The 16,958-nt window shown below is 39.7% G+C and carries 20 protein-coding genes and 1 riboswitch; of the genes, 2 read left to right on the forward strand and 18 right to left on the reverse strand.

Features of this window, described 5'->3' with window-relative positions:
• Nucleotides 1-250: 250 nt before the first annotated feature.
• Genes P5G49_RS16250 through P5G49_RS16275 form a run of 6 tightly spaced genes read right to left on the reverse strand, consistent with a single transcriptional unit; the run spans nt 251 to nt 6,010 of the window.
• The gene (locus P5G49_RS16250) at nt 251-820 is read right to left on the reverse strand and encodes an AarF/UbiB family protein (protein WP_301245512.1); all 570 of its coding nucleotides are present in this window, start codon (nt 818-820) and stop codon (nt 251-253) included.
• Between the two features lie 3 nt (nt 821-823).
• Nucleotides 824-1,762: an NAD-dependent epimerase/dehydratase family protein gene (locus tag P5G49_RS16255; protein ID WP_301245514.1), complete on the reverse strand. Its 939-nt coding sequence runs from the start codon at nt 1,760-1,762 to the stop codon at nt 824-826.
• On the reverse strand, nt 1,759-2,820 hold the full coding sequence (locus tag P5G49_RS16260) for a phosphotransferase (RefSeq protein ID WP_301245516.1): 1,062 nt from the start codon (nt 2,818-2,820) through the stop codon (nt 1,759-1,761). Before P5G49_RS16260 ends, P5G49_RS16255 begins: the two co-directional genes overlap by 4 nt.
• Nucleotides 2,821-2,846: 26 nt before the next feature.
• Nucleotides 2,847-4,025, reverse strand: a complete 1,179-nt coding sequence (locus P5G49_RS16265; protein WP_301245518.1) for a carboxylate--amine ligase — start codon at nt 4,023-4,025, stop codon at nt 2,847-2,849.
• Nucleotides 4,026-5,357: a glycosyltransferase family 4 protein gene (locus P5G49_RS16270; RefSeq protein WP_301245520.1), complete on the reverse strand. Its 1,332-nt coding sequence runs from the start codon at nt 5,355-5,357 to the stop codon at nt 4,026-4,028. It lies immediately after the preceding gene.
• Nucleotides 5,354-6,010, reverse strand: a complete 657-nt coding sequence (locus tag P5G49_RS16275) for a PIG-L deacetylase family protein (protein WP_301245522.1) — start codon at nt 6,008-6,010, stop codon at nt 5,354-5,356. The genes P5G49_RS16270 and P5G49_RS16275 overlap by 4 nt, the downstream gene beginning before the upstream one ends.
• A 498-nt stretch (nt 6,011-6,508) precedes the next feature.
• On the opposite strand from P5G49_RS16275, the gene P5G49_RS16280 reads away from it, so the two are divergent.
• Complete coding sequence (locus P5G49_RS16280; protein ID WP_301245524.1) at nt 6,509-6,730, forward strand: hypothetical protein; 222 nt, start codon at nt 6,509-6,511, stop codon at nt 6,728-6,730.
• A gap of 23 nt (nt 6,731-6,753) precedes the next feature.
• On the opposite strand, the gene P5G49_RS16285 is transcribed toward P5G49_RS16280, so the two are convergent.
• Nucleotides 6,754-7,608, reverse strand: coding sequence for a hypothetical protein (locus tag P5G49_RS16285; protein WP_301245526.1), 855 nt, complete (start codon nt 7,606-7,608; stop codon nt 6,754-6,756).
• A gap of 108 nt (nt 7,609-7,716) precedes the next feature.
• Here P5G49_RS16285 and P5G49_RS16290 point away from each other — a divergent pair, with 108 nt between their 5' ends.
• Nucleotides 7,717-8,100 (forward strand): rhodanese-like domain-containing protein, encoded by a 384-nt coding sequence (locus P5G49_RS16290; protein ID WP_301245527.1) that lies wholly within the window; start codon nt 7,717-7,719, stop codon nt 8,098-8,100.
• A gap of 136 nt (nt 8,101-8,236) precedes the next feature.
• On the opposite strand, the gene gcvPB is transcribed toward P5G49_RS16290, so the two are convergent.
• The 11 genes from gcvPB to comGA all read right to left on the reverse strand — a co-directional run bounded on the left by gcvPB (nt 8,237) and on the right by comGA (nt 16,858).
• Nucleotides 8,237-9,721, reverse strand: a complete 1,485-nt coding sequence (gene gcvPB, locus P5G49_RS16295; protein ID WP_301245528.1) for an aminomethyl-transferring glycine dehydrogenase subunit GcvPB — start codon at nt 9,719-9,721, stop codon at nt 8,237-8,239.
• The gene (gene gcvPA / locus P5G49_RS16300) at nt 9,714-11,066 is read right to left on the reverse strand and encodes an aminomethyl-transferring glycine dehydrogenase subunit GcvPA (RefSeq protein ID WP_301245530.1); all 1,353 of its coding nucleotides are present in this window, start codon (nt 11,064-11,066) and stop codon (nt 9,714-9,716) included. The genes gcvPB and gcvPA overlap by 8 nt, the downstream gene beginning before the upstream one ends.
• A gap of 25 nt (nt 11,067-11,091) precedes the next feature.
• Nucleotides 11,092-12,189: a glycine cleavage system aminomethyltransferase GcvT gene (gcvT, locus tag P5G49_RS16305; RefSeq protein WP_301245532.1), complete on the reverse strand. Its 1,098-nt coding sequence runs from the start codon at nt 12,187-12,189 to the stop codon at nt 11,092-11,094.
• A gap of 142 nt (nt 12,190-12,331) precedes the next feature.
• Nucleotides 12,332-12,424, reverse strand: a riboswitch (glycine riboswitch).
• A 223-nt stretch (nt 12,425-12,647) separates the two neighbouring features.
• Nucleotides 12,648-13,160 (reverse strand): shikimate kinase, encoded by a 513-nt coding sequence (locus P5G49_RS16310; protein ID WP_301245533.1) that lies wholly within the window; start codon nt 13,158-13,160, stop codon nt 12,648-12,650.
• A gap of 4 nt (nt 13,161-13,164) precedes the next feature.
• Complete coding sequence (locus tag P5G49_RS16315) at nt 13,165-13,344, reverse strand: hypothetical protein (RefSeq protein ID WP_301245535.1); 180 nt, start codon at nt 13,342-13,344, stop codon at nt 13,165-13,167.
• Entirely contained in the window at nt 13,325-13,774 is a 450-nt protein-coding gene (gene comGF, locus P5G49_RS16320) for a competence type IV pilus minor pilin ComGF (protein ID WP_301245537.1), read from the reverse strand. Before comGF ends, P5G49_RS16315 begins: the two co-directional genes overlap by 20 nt.
• Nucleotides 13,759-14,061: a hypothetical protein gene (locus tag P5G49_RS16325; protein ID WP_301245539.1), complete on the reverse strand. Its 303-nt coding sequence runs from the start codon at nt 14,059-14,061 to the stop codon at nt 13,759-13,761. Before P5G49_RS16325 ends, comGF begins: the two co-directional genes overlap by 16 nt.
• Entirely contained in the window at nt 14,051-14,494 is a 444-nt protein-coding gene (gene comGD, locus P5G49_RS16330) for a competence type IV pilus minor pilin ComGD (RefSeq protein ID WP_301245541.1), read from the reverse strand. The genes P5G49_RS16325 and comGD overlap by 11 nt, the downstream gene beginning before the upstream one ends.
• On the reverse strand, nt 14,491-14,814 hold the full coding sequence (comGC, locus tag P5G49_RS16335; protein ID WP_301245543.1) for a competence type IV pilus major pilin ComGC: 324 nt from the start codon (nt 14,812-14,814) through the stop codon (nt 14,491-14,493). Before comGC ends, comGD begins: the two co-directional genes overlap by 4 nt.
• Nucleotides 14,815-14,826: 12 nt before the next feature.
• Nucleotides 14,827-15,870 carry a competence type IV pilus assembly protein ComGB gene (gene comGB / locus P5G49_RS16340; protein ID WP_301245545.1) on the reverse strand — a complete coding sequence of 348 codons (1,044 nt, stop codon included), beginning with the start codon at nt 15,868-15,870 and terminating at the stop codon, nt 14,827-14,829.
• Nucleotides 15,851-16,858, reverse strand: a complete 1,008-nt coding sequence (gene comGA / locus P5G49_RS16345; protein ID WP_301245547.1) for a competence type IV pilus ATPase ComGA — start codon at nt 16,856-16,858, stop codon at nt 15,851-15,853. Before comGA ends, comGB begins: the two co-directional genes overlap by 20 nt.
• Between the last annotated feature and the right edge of the window lie 100 nt (nt 16,859-16,958).

Below are 16,958 nucleotides of genomic sequence, written 5' to 3' on the forward strand. Positions count from 1 at the left end.
AGCACCTCAATTAATAATCAATTCAGAACTAAATCACTATAAGTGAATTAATTGAATCACAAGTTCCTATTCTACCATCCCAATGTCGATTTATGCGAGCTCTTCACTCAGACAATATTTCCATAATACCATGAAGATTCGACACGAATAAGTATTGATTTTTACAAAGCGTCAAGATATGTAAAAAACCCCTCAACAGTTTCTGCATAACCGTTGAGGGGTTGTTGTATTAAAATAAGCTTATTTAACTTCATTTGAGTGCACGCGTCCATTCACGGTAAAGTCCCGGGTCAATATCGTTAAGATGCCCCATGAATTCCTTTAAATCCGCTTTCTTAGCAATCCCTTTCAATAACTTTGTCGGTATCGATCGGGAGGAACCAAAGGCTCTTTTTAGGTCAATCACCTTAATATCCATGTTTTCATTGAAAAGTATATGGCGGACTTCCGTATCGCAACGTAGAAATCCTATTCTCTTCATCTCTTCAAGCATGTACAAGATTTTCCTGACAACTACTTCAGATATTCTTTTCTCCTTCTTTAAGAGTTGAGGCAATGAAATTCCACTTATATATTCCATTACGATAAAGTTTTTACCATGCTCATAGAGTCGCGGAATGATTGATGATTGTTGCCCAACTTGAAATGCTTCCAATTCCAAATTCTTCGTTTGTTCTTTTTCAAAGATTTTAATGCAACGATCCTCTGTTAGTTGAATGACCGAACCATCTGCTCCTTTGCCTATCACCTTTCGTCCTTCAAAATCCCTCAAAGTAACGACTCCATTTTTTGAGGAAAGCAGTTCGCTATAATTATCCATTAGTTAATCAACTCCTTTCTGATACTCACTAATCACCTTATAATAAGAGAAAGTTTCTTCTAACCCGGTTTGTATATCAAAAGATGGCTTCCACCCCAAAACGGTAAATGCCTTCGTATTATCCAGTCTACTATGTTGGATATCCCCTTCCCGAGCCGGCATTGTTATAGGGGCTATCTGAACAGAAGAGATTGACATAATCTTGCTCAACAGTTCATTCACGCTTGTTTTCGTATCCGTTCCAATATTAATTATTTCATTATCGCCTTTGTTTATCGCAAGCAAATTAGCTTGTGCGACATCTTTAACGTAGACAAAATCACGTGTCTGTTCGCCATCACCAAAAATGACAGGGGTTTCGCCGTTTAACATCTTTCCAAAAAAGACGGAAACAACGCCCCCTTCACCTATTATTGATTGTCTCGGACCATAGACATTGGCGTACCGTAAAATTGTGTAAGGAAGTTGTTGGAGAGTGCTTGTGAGCTGTATATATTTTTCAGAGGTGGCTTTTGATAGACCATAAAAGGATAGTGGATTAACGGGAAATGATTCGGTTATGCTTGAGTCTTCAGTTTCACCATAGACTGCACATGAGGATGAAAAAATGACTTTCTTTACATGATATTTTTGACAATAATCCAAAAGACGAATTGTAGCTACTATGTTTTGCTCTGCGTCATAAATCGGATCCTTAATGGAGACCGCGACATCTATCTGGGCTGCAAGGTGGATAACAATCTCAGGTTTTTCAAGAGCAATAACGGTTTCCAACATGGGTGAATTAATATCCATTTCAATTAATTTTGCTTGTAATGGTACAAAATTTTTCTTACCGGTTTGAAAGTTGTCAACAATAACTGTTTCATGACCGTACTGGATCAAATACTCAGCAACGTGTGACCCTATAAAGCCCGCCCCTCCAGTAACAAGTACTTTCATAATAATCCCAACTCTTTCCCCCATAGAATTGTTTTCTCAATATATCTTTCCAACAATACACTCTCTTCTCCACGCAACACTCTTCGTATGTGATTCAACAATCTTTTCTCTAATGTTCTTTGTAAATATGCCATCTTAAATAACCGCATCGGCTCAGTCTGAAAAACAATCCCATGCTTTTTCATTTCTTCAGCATATAGATTCACACAAGACGATCGAATTTGCTCCGCGTCTTTGCGCCAATCGCGGCGAAAATCAAGTAAAATTTCCACCAAAACTACCATGTCGTACCAGCCCGGTGCAAATTTAGCGGACTCCCAATCCACAAAACGAATTTCCCAATTAGTATCATCGGTTGCATTATGGCTACTGATATTATGAATATGGAGATCCCCATGTATGAGACTTTGCCCGTTCTCCATGATTTCAGGGAAGAATATGGGACCCCTCTGCAAAATCCGATTAAGTGTTTCATAGTTAGCTTCAATCACTTTTTTTAAGCGATCATCATTCATCGCCAGTTCAAGGTATTTTTTCGTCTTATTTACATGGCTTTCTCTTTCAGCAGCCATCTTTTTTGAATCATACGTCGGGAGCCATGATTCAAAGATATCTCCATGACTTTTTATACGATTGCCGTAAGTTGCTGCATGGAACTTTGCAAGGACAGGAATGATATGATCATAGTGTTTCGGTGTAAGTTTTATTTGACCTCGCAATGATTGTACAAACTCCATGAACAACCAAACCTCTTCCGAATTCTCCTCAATCCAATACGTTTTTGGCATAAATGCTCCTAAGGCAACTTGCCCTTTCTTATACATATTTAGTTCAACTTCGTGGTTTTCTTTCAGTGGTAGTTTGTATATTTTCAGTACGATAGGTATCTGTTCACTCCCATCGGTAACCATGATTCTCCAAATACTTGTCTTTTCTCGCGAATTTTTAAGACATACAATTTCCGAGTCCATCAATTTGATTTCTTTTCCGAATACCTTTCCTATTTTCCCGCCAAAATCATACCGCTTCCACTGTTTGCGAATCTTTTCTTGATCCAACCGTTTCACTCCCTTTTAAACTGCATTTACCTGTTCTTCCATAAATTCCGCAAGTGGGAATAAAAACTGCGGATAAATGGAAGCGGATCATCCCAAGCGAAAAGCGCTTCCACTCGTTTTCCCGAGAGACCTTTCATCCAATCAATAAATGTCATTTCTCCATTCTTCCTCTTATGGCGATAAGAAATGAAGTCCCGGACCAAATAAACCCATTTAATCCCTTCCCGCTGCGTTAGAACTGGTTTTGGATTCTGATTTGTGAGTGACAAATAGTATAAATACGCCAAATCTACCCCGCAGGCTGTTGATAGTCTTTGAGTAAGCCCGATTCGCGAATTGATTTCGATGAACTTCAACTCACCGTCCCTTGGATCCCTCTTAAATTCCGTTATAGAAAGCCCTTTAAAATTCAATTTCAATAAGAAATCAAACGCTTTTCGAATAACTTCCTCATCTCTAATGCTGAGGACCATTGCAGAAGAGCCGAATACCGGAGGGAATTGGTGTATTTTTTGATTCATGTAGATTCCAATTAGATTCATATTTTCATCAAAAAACGTCTTCACCGAATAAATCCGGCTTTCCTCTCCTTCAATGATTTCTTGTATCATTAATTCACCAAACTGACGATAAAAGAGGTATTTTTCATGTAACTCAGATGCCTCATTTACGACAATCGCTTTTTTGTACAGCTCATTTGGAATTCGACTTCGAAATGCTGATGAGTTTGTCGGCTTAAGAATGCACGGGAAGGTTATATCTTGCACAACGTCTTCCAATTGGTGCTCATTTTCAAGCTCGAAAACTTTCGGACAAGGCACTTCGTGTTTAACAGCCAATTCATATGTCAGCCTTTTATCCAAGACAGCTTCCACAATGGAAGGTGAAGGCAATAGAAACAAATAACACCTTCTCAAGTCTTCCCTATACTTGGAAATGAACTGGACATAATCATCAGAACCTGCATATAGTACGGCTTTCTCATTAAAGTTATTACCTAATTCCAAAAGGAACTTCAACAATTCCAATTCCTCATGTACAGGATGAGGGCAAATGCCACATGTTGCATGACGAGTTTTACCAATTTCATATTTTCCTTTTATATCGAACGCATGTACATTAATGTCTTTTTCACTTAAACTTCTCACAATACCGATACCTGTTGCGCTCAAATCGAGGACGACGGCTGGAATGGAGTGTATCATTCAAGACATCTCCTTTGATACAAGTGATACATAGATGCTTTCTATTTTTTTGACCATGATCGACCTCGTCAAATTGTTTTCCGCAAACTCTTTCGCATTTTGAGACAATTGGTCTCTCAATGACTGATCGCTAAGCAGCTGTTCCAACTTTTCAGCAAGCATTTTCGGTTCTCCCGGCTCTACAAGCAATCCAGAATGATTATCGGTTATCAATTCCGGAATCCCTCCATGATAAGTAGTTAAAATCGGTTTTTTTGCAAACATTGCTTCAATGATTGCGATAGGAAGCGTATCGCTCGTTGTCGGTAACACAAAAATTGTAGAGCTTGCTAATAGCTGTGGTACATCCTTTCGTTCACCAAGAAAAACGACATTCGTAAGATTCAAAGCTTTAACTTGCTTCCCGAGTTCATCTCTCATCTCGCCATCACCGACGATCCATATCTCGACATTTTTTAATTTTTGCCTGATTAACGCTAATGCTTCAAACAAATATTTATGTCCTTTACGAGGCCGTAAGCGGGAAACACAAGTAATAATCATTTTCGTCTCTTTTTTCTTCTCTGATTTCTTTTTAAGTTTAAAGTCAATCCCGGTATATACTGTCGTCATTTTACTATCCTTTGCTCCAAGGTCTTTCAACAAAGGGCGAAATAGTTCACATAGGGTAATAATATGGCTCGAAGTCCTAACGGCAAGTCGGTCCAACGCTAAATAGAAGGATTCTTCGACTGATTCTTGTTGTATTAAATTGAAATCGAGTTTACGTTGTGTCATAAACCCATGTGGTGTAAAAAGGATTGGCTTTTGATACTTTTCATTGACTCTGCTTAAAACAGTCGCTGTAAAACGGTCTTGGGCATGAATTAGATCATATTTCTCAAGATTCATTTTCTCTAATTTCATTTCATAACTGATTAACCGCACATTCTCTTTCACAATTTCCTCGTTAAAGCTTCCATAACGATCGATATAAAATTGTTTTGTCTTCACTTTGATTTCTTTATTTAGACCCTTTCTATTGTCTTGCGTAAAGAGGTTTGGAGCTATTACGTCAACTTTATGACCAAGACTTTCCAAACCGGCTTTAAGTGAATAAATATAGTTCTGTAAACCTCCTACAGCTGGATAATCCCAGAAGGTTGTCAATAAGATCCGCAAGGTTTTTGTTTTCTTCTGACTAACGAGGGGTTTCTTATTCCTACTGTTGCTTTTCTTTTTGGATATATTGTCTTTGTCCGTATCAATATCAATACCATAAAATTCATCAGTAGCTGACACTAAATATGGATCAGGTATGAAAGAGTCGGCAGATTTACTTTTTTCCGTCATTTCCACACCCTCCTTATCACTTCAAATGCCTCTGCATACTCCACGCCTACCGCCATGCCTCTTACCCGCGCTAAATGTTGTAATCCCTCATAGGATCGCGGATGAGGGAATGGCCTCATTTCAGCATCATAAAATTTAAGAGACTCGATTTTTTTATCTATAGTATCCGTAATATCGACATAATAAGTAGGTTTAAATGTTTTATCATCAGTGAACGGAGTCCATTCGCTAGATGATACTGTTTCAAAACAAAGTATTTCTATCGGCTTTTTGTTAGGTAATGGCCGAGCGGCAGTTAGTACCGCTTGAAAGAGTACCTGGTGATCCCTATTTATGTCCCCGTAATGATGTGTGAAGATGATTGAGGGTTCGTATTTGTTAATTAATGATTCTATTTCTTCATTTATTACATGTAATGGATACGTCTCCAATAATAGATTCGGATAAGCAAGGAAGATATGTTCCTCTACCCCTAAACAATTATTTGCATCTTTCATTGCTTGCAACATTTCCTCTTCCTTGTCTTTCCTTCCTTTTGCGAAAATTACTGTTACTACTTTATAACCTTGATCTATTAATCTCTTTAATGTACCAGCACACCCTAAAAGTTCATCATCTGGATGTGCTGCTATCACTAACACATATTCATCCAACCTTTTCACCTCTCAACAAATTTAAGTGATTCATTTATGTATATGAGGGTTTTAGTTCGAGAGGGTAGACATGAGCGGATTGCAAATGTCCATTTAATCGGGATTTTGCCTCATGGACATTACAACTAATGTTGTTCGTCCAATGCACTGATGAATTCCTTAATAGTATAGGGTTAGGTCCGTCAAGAGGATCCAAGTTTGAGGCAATAACATAAATGAATGGGGAGGAAAGGAAAGTATGGGTATTTCAAGTAGAAGTCCCTTTTTTGATTTACTATCATCAATGAGCCAAGGAACTAAAGTTAGCCGGGTGTATTTTAACGGCAGGAGTGAATCTGTGAAATCCTTCGTTTCGTTTGACGAAACTACTAATTTGGTTACATTCACGAAACATGATCATTCTTTATTACTGATAGATATTGAAACCATTGATGCACTAAAGCTTCACTGAAAAATGGAATAAATATAGTGTGTGTATCGTTAAAGGAGGTGGATACAATGACAGAAAACACGAATATTGCTCATCGGGGACCTATCTTTGATTTGCTTGCATCTTTAACTCCTGGGGAAAGTATAGAGGAAGTCTTCATAAATGGTAAAAAAGAATCCGTAGAAACTTTCGCATCCTTTAATCGTTTCACAGGTCTCGTGACATTCGTAAAAGGAAACAATGAGGTATTACTCGTTGACTACCGTAGAATTGATGCAATACAAAGATAAATTCACACGAAAAGAATCGACCCTTAACCAAAAGTTAAGGAGTCGATTTTTGTTGCTTTTATTGAAATGATTTTTCCTTCTATGAGAAATGTAGCCAGACTCGAATGACTATCAAAGTCTAAGAAATAGATTACTTCAAAAACTACACCATTTACGTTCAGTTGCTTTATTAATGTTCCGGGTGTTAGATTCTTTAATAATATTACTAATGGGTTTGTCATAGCTTCTTGTAAATCCTTCAATAGAGGCTGAACTTCCTTCCTTATGATACTTTCATGTTGCAGGACTTTTTCTTTAAGTTGCGTGATTATTATGCTTAACTGCTCGTCATTAGGTTGCGAATTTTGTTCTACTATACTTCCATGATGAGAAAGCAAGTCTAAAGCTTCCCTTGTTTCATCTTTCACCTGTTCAAGCTGGCCTTGTATTTCGTTATTCTTATTTTCCTGCTCTTCTGTTATTGTTTCAAGTGCTTCTTTAAGACTACTTTGTTGCTCCTTTATTGGTTGAAATTCCTGCATTATACTTTCCTCCAAATCTCTTAATTTTGAAAGATACATCTCATTTTTATTTTTTTGATCCAATAGGATGGGTTGTAATTTTTCATCAATAAGCAATTCAATACTTCGCATTGAGAATTCACTCTCTGTTTTTGTAAGTAAATCAGCAAATTCTTGATGTCTCGAATGAAGATCAGCCAAGTTTTGATGAAAGTTGTCATTTACAGATGTATCCTGGTCATTCGGGGATTCATAATTTTCCTTAACTGGACTGATTCTTTTTTCATGTGTATTGTAATAGGATGTTCGTTGATTTGTCGGGTTGTGTACAACATTTGGAAAGAAAATTGTCTGAATTGCATTAGTGCGAAAATCCAAAGCAGACTTGCCTCCTCCATTAAATCTATATAGCAATATATGTTGTCTGTTGAACAAGTGGGACTCATTCTATATAATGTAACTATATATAGAAGGGGGAAAGCGGTCTTGAATCCGAATTATTATATTTTAGGTGCAGTATTATTAATTTTGATCTTATATTTCGTCATCACAATGCTGCGCTTGCGAAAAGCTGTTATTAACCTGACACAAGAGCAATTTATCGAAGGGTATCGTAAGTCCCAATTAATCGATGTCAGGGAGCCGAAGGAATATGAGGCGGGACATATTTTAGGCGCACGTAATATCCCATATTCGCAATTCCGTCAGCGCTACAAGGAAATCCGACCGGACAAGCCCGTTTACTTGTACGATCAAAACACAGGGAAAAGTGCCCGTGCGGCCTTATTCCTTAAAAAGAAGGATTATACTCAACTTTACCAATTACAAGGCGGCTTCCGCACTTGGACAGGCAAAGTGAAAAGCAAGTGACTTTTTTTCGCTTTAAACAAAACGTATAACACGTCTAAGTTCTTCCTTTGGAGGAACTTTTTCTATGCCTACAATTGTTTGAAAGAACAAATAAGGAGAGCCCCGCTTTCGGGACTCTCCTTTAGTTTTTATACTTTTATGATTTAACAGCAACAAGCTCTTCTTCTTTAATGTAGCGCAATACCGGTTGACGGGCAGCTTTCGTTTCGTCAAGGCGGTTGATAACAGTCGTGTGAGGGGCTTCCTGAACGATTTCAGGAGTCTCTTCGACTTCGTTCGCAATTTGAATCATTGCTTCGATGAACGAATCAAGGGTTTCCTTGGACTCAGTTTCTGTAGGCTCAATCATCATCCCCTCTTCAACGTTCAATGGGAAGTAGATTGTTGGCGGATGGAAGCCGAAGTCTAACAGGCGTTTCGCCATATCCAATGTACGTACGCCCAATTTCTTTTGGCGACGTCCGGATAAAACAAACTCATGCATACAATGCTGTGTATATGGCAAATCAAAATATGGCTGGAGTTTGCGCATCATATAGTTCGCATTTAATACCGCATATTCCGTTACGGCCTTCAAACCATCTGGACCCATAGAGCGGATATACGTGTACGCACGTAAATAGATGCCGAAGTTTCCGTAAAACGGTTTAACGCGACCGATTGATTGCGGAAGATCGTATTCGAATGTATATTGGTCGTCTTTCTTCACAAGTACCGGCTTCGGCAGGAATGGCGCTAATTCACTTGTAACGCCGACAGGGCCAGAACCTGGGCCACCGCCACCGTGTGGACCTGTAAATGTCTTATGCAAGTTCAAGTGAACAGCGTCGAAGCCCATGTCCCCCGGACGAACTTTTGCCATAATTGCATTTAGGTTAGCTCCGTCATAGTACATCTTGCCGCCGACACCATGGATGATTTCGGAAATCTCGAGAACATCCCGTTCGAAAAGCCCAAGTGTATTCGGGTTCGTCAACATGAATGCTGCTGTGTCTTGGTCAACTTTTGATTTCAAATCTTCAATATCGACTAATCCGAATTCATTCGTCTTTATCGTTACTGTATCAAATCCTGCCACAGTTGCTGAAGCAGGGTTCGTTCCATGAGCGGAGTCTGGCACAAGAACTTTCGTACGATTGCTTTCTCCGTTCGCTTCATGGAATGCACGAATCATCATTAACGCAGTCCATTCACCATGTGCACCAGCTGCCGGTTGCAGTGTCACTTCATCCATACCTGTAATTTCAGAAAGATGTTGTTGCAGATCATACATCATTTCCATTGCACCTTGGACAGTCGATTCGTCTTGTAATGGGTGAATATTAGCGAATCCTGGGATACGTGCAACAAACTCATTGATTTTCGGATTATATTTCATCGTGCATGAACCAAGCGGGTAGAAACCAGTGTCAACGCCATGGTTACGATTGGATAATGCAGTATAATGGCGCATTATGTCAAGCTCTGAAACCTCAGGAAGATCAGCAGATTCTTCCCTTAGAAACCCATTTGGCAAATGGCTGGACAAATCGATTTCCGGCACATCAAGTTCCGGAAGGCTATAGCCGATCCGACCTTCTTTTGTAATTTCGAAAATAAGCGGTTGGTTATCTTTATGCATGAAGGGCCTCCATTTCCTGCACAAGTGCATCGATTTCTTCTTTTGTACGCTGTTCAGTTACCGCAATCAAAACATGATTGGAAAGCTCAGGATAAGTTAATCCAAGGTCATATCCACCGATGAATCCTTTATCAAGAAGCTTTGCGTTAATCTCTTTTACAGATTTATTAACTTTTACGACAATTTCATTGAAATGCGCTCCACCGTATTTCACTTCAAATCCTGCTTTTTCAAAAGCATTCTTCGCATATGCCGTCTTCGCAATATTTTGGTAGGCGATTTCCTTCACGCCGACTTTACCTAAAGCGGTCATCGCAACTGATGCCGCAAGCGCGTTTAACGCTTGGTTCGAACAAATATTTGATGTCGCTTTATCACGACGAATATGCTGCTCCCTCGCTTGAAGCGTCAACACATAGCCGCGTCTTCCTTCTTCGTCAGTAGTTTCCCCTACTAACCGGCCCGGCATTTTTCTCATAAGCTTTTTCGTTGATGCGAAATATCCGCAATGCGGTCCGCCGAACTGTTCAGCAATACCGAATGGTTGAGCGTCACCTACTGTAATATCCGCGCCCAATTTTCCAGGAGGTGTCAACACACCAAGTGCAAGTGGGTTTGCCGAAACGACTAACAGTCCACCTTTGTCATGAGCCATTTCCCCGATTTTCTGGATATCTTCGACTTGTCCAAAGAAGTTCGGATATTGGACGAGCACACCTGCAGTATTGTCATCCAATAATTCTTCAAGTTGAGCCATATCCGTAACCCCGTCTTTTTGTGGAATCGTCACGACTTCGATATATTGGCCAGCTGCATAAGCTGCAACGACGTCACGGGATTCCGGATGCACCGTTTCTGATACAAGAATTTTTTTCCGGCGTGTGTGACCTGCGGCCATTGTGCCCGCCTCGGCAAGTGCAGTTCCACCGTCATACATGGAGGAGTTTGCAATATCCATGCCAGTCAATTCACAGATCATCGTTTGGAATTCGAAAATCGCTTGCAATTCACCTTGTGAAATTTCAGGCTGATATGGTGTATAAGCCGTGTAAAATTCGGAACGTGAAATTACATGGTCAACGATGATCGGCTTATAATGATCATACACACCAGCTCCAAGGAATGATGCATATGTACGAGCATCAGCATTTTTTGCTGCAAGTTGAGCAAGTTCCTTCGTCAATGCCGACTCGGATTTTGCCTGTTTTATATTCAATTCGCCTTTAAAGCGGGCTTTTTCAGGGATATCTTCAAAAAGTTCATCAATCGTCGCAACTCCGATTGCCGATAGCATTTCGTCGCGATCTTGATCCGTCATAGGAATATAACGATGCTTGAGCTTCATGTCCACATTTCTCCTCTACATTCAATTATCGTTTATAAAATGGTGTTGCAATTAGTACTGCATTCAAACGCTTGCCGCGAATTTCAACTTCTACTTCTGTTCCAACAGTTGTATGTTCAGTTTCAAGTAGTGCGAAACCAATATTCTTTTTCAAGGTAGGTGACTGGGTCCCAGTAGTAACTTCACCAATCTCCTGATCACCAATGAAAACTTTATAACCGGTACGCGGAATTCCCTTGTCAATCATTTCAAGGCCTACAAGTTTACGAGGTACGCCTTCTTCTTTTTGTTTAGCGAGTTCTTCTTTACCTATGAAATCTATTTCTTTATTCAACTTAACAACAAAGCCCAAACCTGCCTCAAGGGGAGATATATCTTTTGATAATTCTTGCCCATAAAGAGGTAACCCCGCTTCAAAACGAAGTGTATCACGTGCACCTAATCCGGCAGGGACAACGCCTTCTTCTTCACCGGCATTCAGGATAATCGGCCAAAGGGCAACAATGGACTCAGGAGAACCATAAATTTCAAAGCCATCCTCCCCTGTGTAACCTGTCCGAGAAACAAGTACATCGTGTCCAGAAACATCGACATTCTCTTTAAAACGGAAGAATTTGATTTCCTCTAAAGGTTCAGACGTCAATTTTTGCAAAACTTCCTGCGCTTTCGGTCCTTGTAAAGCAATCAAACCGAATTCATCAGAACGGTTTTCGATGACAACATCCTCAGTTGCATGTTTCATCATCCATTCGACGTCTTTTTCAATGTTTGAAGCATTTACAACAAGTAAATAGTCATTATCTTTTCTTTTATAGATTAATAAATCATCTATGGTCCCACCATTCTCATAGCACATTGCAGTATATTGTGCCTGACCGTCCTTCAGTTTAGAGACATCATTCGTTACAAGCTTTTGCAAGTAATTTAAAGCGCCATCTCCGGAAACGAAGACTTCACCCATGTGAGATACATCGAATAAACCTGCTTTTGTTCGAACAGCTTCATGTTCAGCTTTAATGCTTGAAAACTGAACTGGCAATTCCCACCCGCCAAAATCGATTGTCTTACCGCCGTACTGCTTATAGCTTTCAAAAAGAGCGGTTCGTTTCAAAGTTTCTGCCACAGCCATATTCCCCCTTGGATAATTGATAAAAAAAGACAGAAGTCCCCTTAACTTGTAAGAGAACCTCTGTCCATGTACCTGAAAGTTTGACCTTGCGGCTTTCCTCGTTGGTGGCCGAAAGTACCGGCACTCTCCAGAGATGCGTCATGAACGGGTCTTTTTACCTGAGAGATTCATAACCTAAGTTATTTGCTCCTTCGGCGACGCCCAATGCGTGCTCTCCCCAATCCAATCATCCGCCATATGCAGTTAAGTGTTAGGCATCAAAAAAATTCTGGCAACTATATGCCCTTTCGCCTTATATCTTAACATTTCACAAGTGGAAGCGCAATCCTTTTTAATGCAACGGTTATTTTACGAACGAATAATAAAAAACACACATTAACGTTCGTGTTTTACTTATCGAAATAATTCCACATGCATACTTTCGACAAATAAACATAAGATTCGTCATTGTACTATTGGTTTTTCAACCGATCTATTTGAAACGCTATATACTGTGTAATTTCTTTCAATGTCCTATCAGTTGTCTCAACTTTTATATGTGCACTTTTAAGATAGAGCGGCATTCTCTTGTTAAAAATGGTTTCCAATTCAATTCTTGATGACCTTTGAACGATTGGCCTGTTGATGTCTGTCGAGATTCTGCGCCAAATATCCCGGAAATTGGCATTCAAATAAAAGACAAGACCAGTTTGTCTCATAATACTCCTATTTTCCTCACGCATGGCCACTCCACCGCCAGTGGCAATAATACAATACTCATCGTGAAAATGCCGTAAAAAGTCCGTTTCCATTTCCCTAAAACTTTCTTCACCATACGTTTCGAATATTTGGGGAATCGTCATCCCGGTTTGTGCAGCAATCTCAGCATCCATATCATAAAATGGGATATTCAACAAAGTGCTTAACCGCCTGCCAATGGCACTTTTCCCACTCCCCATGAATCCTACCAAGTACACTTTCTTCATTGTTTTAACCGCCTTGCCACATAATCTTTTTTGTCTCTTTTTCGTAATACGTTTCAATAGAATCGAATGTTCTGTATAAATTACTATGCCATGAAACAAGGGTAAAAAGAAAGAGGCTTACGATAAAAAGTAAAATAAGTGAGGCTACCAAGATGATTCCATCTTCATTTTGGATGCGACCCAATAGCAAACCACCTCTCCCTTTGACTCCCGTCCAGCATTGTAACTTTTAAAAGTAATTCATGTCCTTCAACAATGAAAGTCGTACTGTATACATTAGTGAAAAGTGGGATATAACCTCTGTCATAGGTCGTTTTCCGAATCAGCGTACCGCTTTGCCCTACTTGTATCTTTCCCCTTTTGTTGATAAAAGATATTGTTTGATTCCCTGCAGCTACGCTAAAATCTTCTACTTCCAATAATAACATTTGAAGATCGATTGCAAATAACTCCCATTCTGTAGCAAAATAATCTTCCAATTGTCGTTCAATAGGTGCTTTCCAATAAAAAAACAGAACGACAAATTGAAGAAAAATAGCAGCGATCAGTAAATGAAACAGCGACTCTAAAAACGTGAACCCATTTTCATTCAAGTTCATTAAAAGTTTAGGCACTTGATGACTTCCGTTTCAATGAAATTATACTTCACACAAATGGAATCAGAGTTCACTGTCCATTTATAAGCAACCTCTTGTATACGATTTATTCCTTCACTCAAACCATATGATTTATGAAGAATCGCGCCATGGTATGCCGTTTCAGCAGCATGCATTTCCAGTCGTTTCATTTCCAATCTCATAGTCATATGAGAGTAAAAAGGAAATAACGTCCCGAAAATGACCATAACAATTCCAAGGGATAAGATAGACTCCGGCCATGAATATCCATTTTCATTGATCATAGACAAGTATCCTCCCATGTTGTAATTGCAACGTCAACCGTTTGTCACCAGTTGACGTGCGGATAATAAGAGTCCCTGGGTTAATGATATGGCCGTTCTGATGGAACTCCACCGCCCTAATCCGATTACCGTTAGCAATCCACCTCATACCTTCCGGAAAATCGATAGTTGAATACCTCACGGAGTCCGGTGTGTATAAGCTGTATGCCCCCCCTGAATTGCGAAATTGAATAGAAGTAAATGCTTCATGAGCAATTGCATAGGCCTGAGCATGATGGATTGTCGCTATCAGGGTTTGAAGTGCCTCTTCCTCACTCTGTTTTTGAATCCAACGGTCGCCAATTGGAATGATGACGATTGTTAAGATGATGACTACGCTGAGAACTAATAGTAGTTCAAGGAATGTGTAGCCGGATTGCTTATCAACCTTCAATTTTCACCGGCGTTTTCTATATCCCGTTCTACTACACCTTCTGTTATCTTTATTTTTGTATTATCGGGACACTTCGCTTCTCCAAGCAAGTATTTACCAACGACTAAATCTTCAAGATCTGGAGTTTCATGTTTATCCATCCTATACGCTGCAACCTGCCCCTGTACCATTTGTATATAAGCATCACAGCCCTTTTCATCTATCTTTTCCGCATGTTTCGTCACATTCGGCAAAGCAATTAAAACCAGTAAAGAAATAATCAAAAGTACTATCATCATTTCTATCAAAGTAAATCCCTTTTCTCCTTTAAGATATTTCAACTTGCCCCCTCCTTAAAATTTGTCGAACATTCCATATACCGGTAGCAACAATGCTAAATAGGCTGATAAAATGCATATGGCCAGTAATGTAAACAAAATAGGTTGTAACATCGCAAGCCACTTCCCTAACTCTTCCTCAATCATCTCATCTAATTTTTCACTGTAAATCATAAGTTCTTTTGCAAGATGGCCGGTATCGGACCCGTGTTTGGCGTATGCACCTAATTCATCAAGAAGACCTTGGGTCATATGGATTGCCTGCTCGAAAGACTCACCGTAAACAACGTGCTTCTTAATCGTACTCGCAACTTCACTCATGATAGGATCCACTTTTTGTTCTACTAATACTTCAAGCGCATCTTGCATTGATAGCCCTGAATACAACAGGCTTCCTATCTCACCCGCAAAGTCCCGTGTTTTAAGCTTCGAAAAAAATCGACAGACTACTGGAAGCGCTAAGAGAAATCTGATTTTAGCTGAAGGTAATTGTTTCCGATAAAAGAGCGAACCGCCAACCGCCACTATGCTTACCAAGATAACTGAACCTATTAACACATCAGGAATCTTGGAGACGATGTAAGGTAGCATCTCGATGACTCCTGCCGCGTCTTCGTTCCTCGATACAGATAACGCCTGGAGATTCGGTAAGAAATAGTTGCGATACGCCAACAACAATATTGCCATGAAGAAAAAGAGAACTATTGGATAAAGAAGGAGAGCCCTTAACTTCTTTTGTCTTTCAGCGGTCTTTTTCAACCGTTCCGCTATCCCCTTCAACGCTTCGACTAATTGTCCATCGACTTCAGACACAACTACCGGTAAAAGGACGCTTGAAGAAAAGCCAAGCCTTTCAAGGATTGTTGGTACACCTTGTCCATTTTTCAAATCCTTCTCTATCAGTTCAAGCAGTTCAAAATAATCCTTGGTATGATGAGGCAACAATAGAACAAGACATTCGTAAAATGTATATCCTTCCTGTAGTAAAATCGATAACCTTTCTAAAAACGCAGGACGGTTTTCTATATTAAGCCTTCTCTTATCCATAAGTCTTTTCATTTTGTCGACTGTATTTCTTTAATAATGATTCGATTTTTATTTCTCTCGGAATGGAAACCTTTTTACCTTTAATAATTTCTTCGGCAATTGACTCTAAAAGATTTCCTTGAACAATTTCAAATACAACTCCCGGGCTGCCATCACTTTTCTGTATTAACCGTTGTGCAGAAATGCAGACTATCGTTTGCCGTAACTCTTCCGGGGTGATTCCGAAATCCATTAATCTGTAAAAGCAGCCTTCCGGATCCTTTGAATGGACCGTCGTTAATACAAGATGCCCCGTCAAAGCAGCTGCTACAGCTGTTTTCGCAGTCTCCGCATCTCTGATTTCACCAATCATAATCACATCAGGGGAATGTCTAAGAATAGCTTTCAAACCAGCGGCATATGTCATTCCGGACCTTTCATTCACTTCAATTTGCAGCAAATGAGCATGATTATTTTCTACAGGATCCTCCAATGTAATGACATGTCTCTCAAGATGATTGACACAATGGGCAGTCAGCGAATAAATAGTTGTCGTTTTTCCACTTCCTGTCGGCCCGGTCACGATGATGAGCCCCTGCTGCTCTTGGGTAGCATACCTAAACTTTTGTTCCCATACAGGGTCGATACACAACTTATCAAGGGGCAGAATCCTGTCATGCCTTTGCAACCGGATAACAACACTTTCTTTCATATGGACCGAGGGAATCGTTGATACGCGAAAGGAATAATTTTCATTCTGTACTTTTTTATGAAATGAACCACTTTGGGGTTTGCGCTTATCGCTAATATCTAAAGATGAAAGGTATTTGTAAAAGGAGATCATACGGATGGCCAACTGTGGGGGATATGAGCCAGTCCGTTCTAATTTTGAATTCTTTTTGAAACGCACATCATAACCGTCGCGCATTGGAACAAGATGAATATCAGTGGCGTCATTGGCAATTGCCCGTTCCAAAAGTTCAAAACATTTTATTTCTACGAGGTTAGTACGCATTTTCATTAAACACCCCTCTTTCGAAGATGGGGGTGAAAGACCGCTTTTCACCTTAATGTTGAGTATACGATGAAAAATTTGATAAAGGAATAGATTGAAGCAAACT

It is taken from the genome of Sporosarcina highlanderae, from assembly GCF_030433715.1.
Lineage (GTDB): Bacteria > Bacillota > Bacilli > Bacillales_A > Planococcaceae > Sporosarcina > Sporosarcina highlanderae.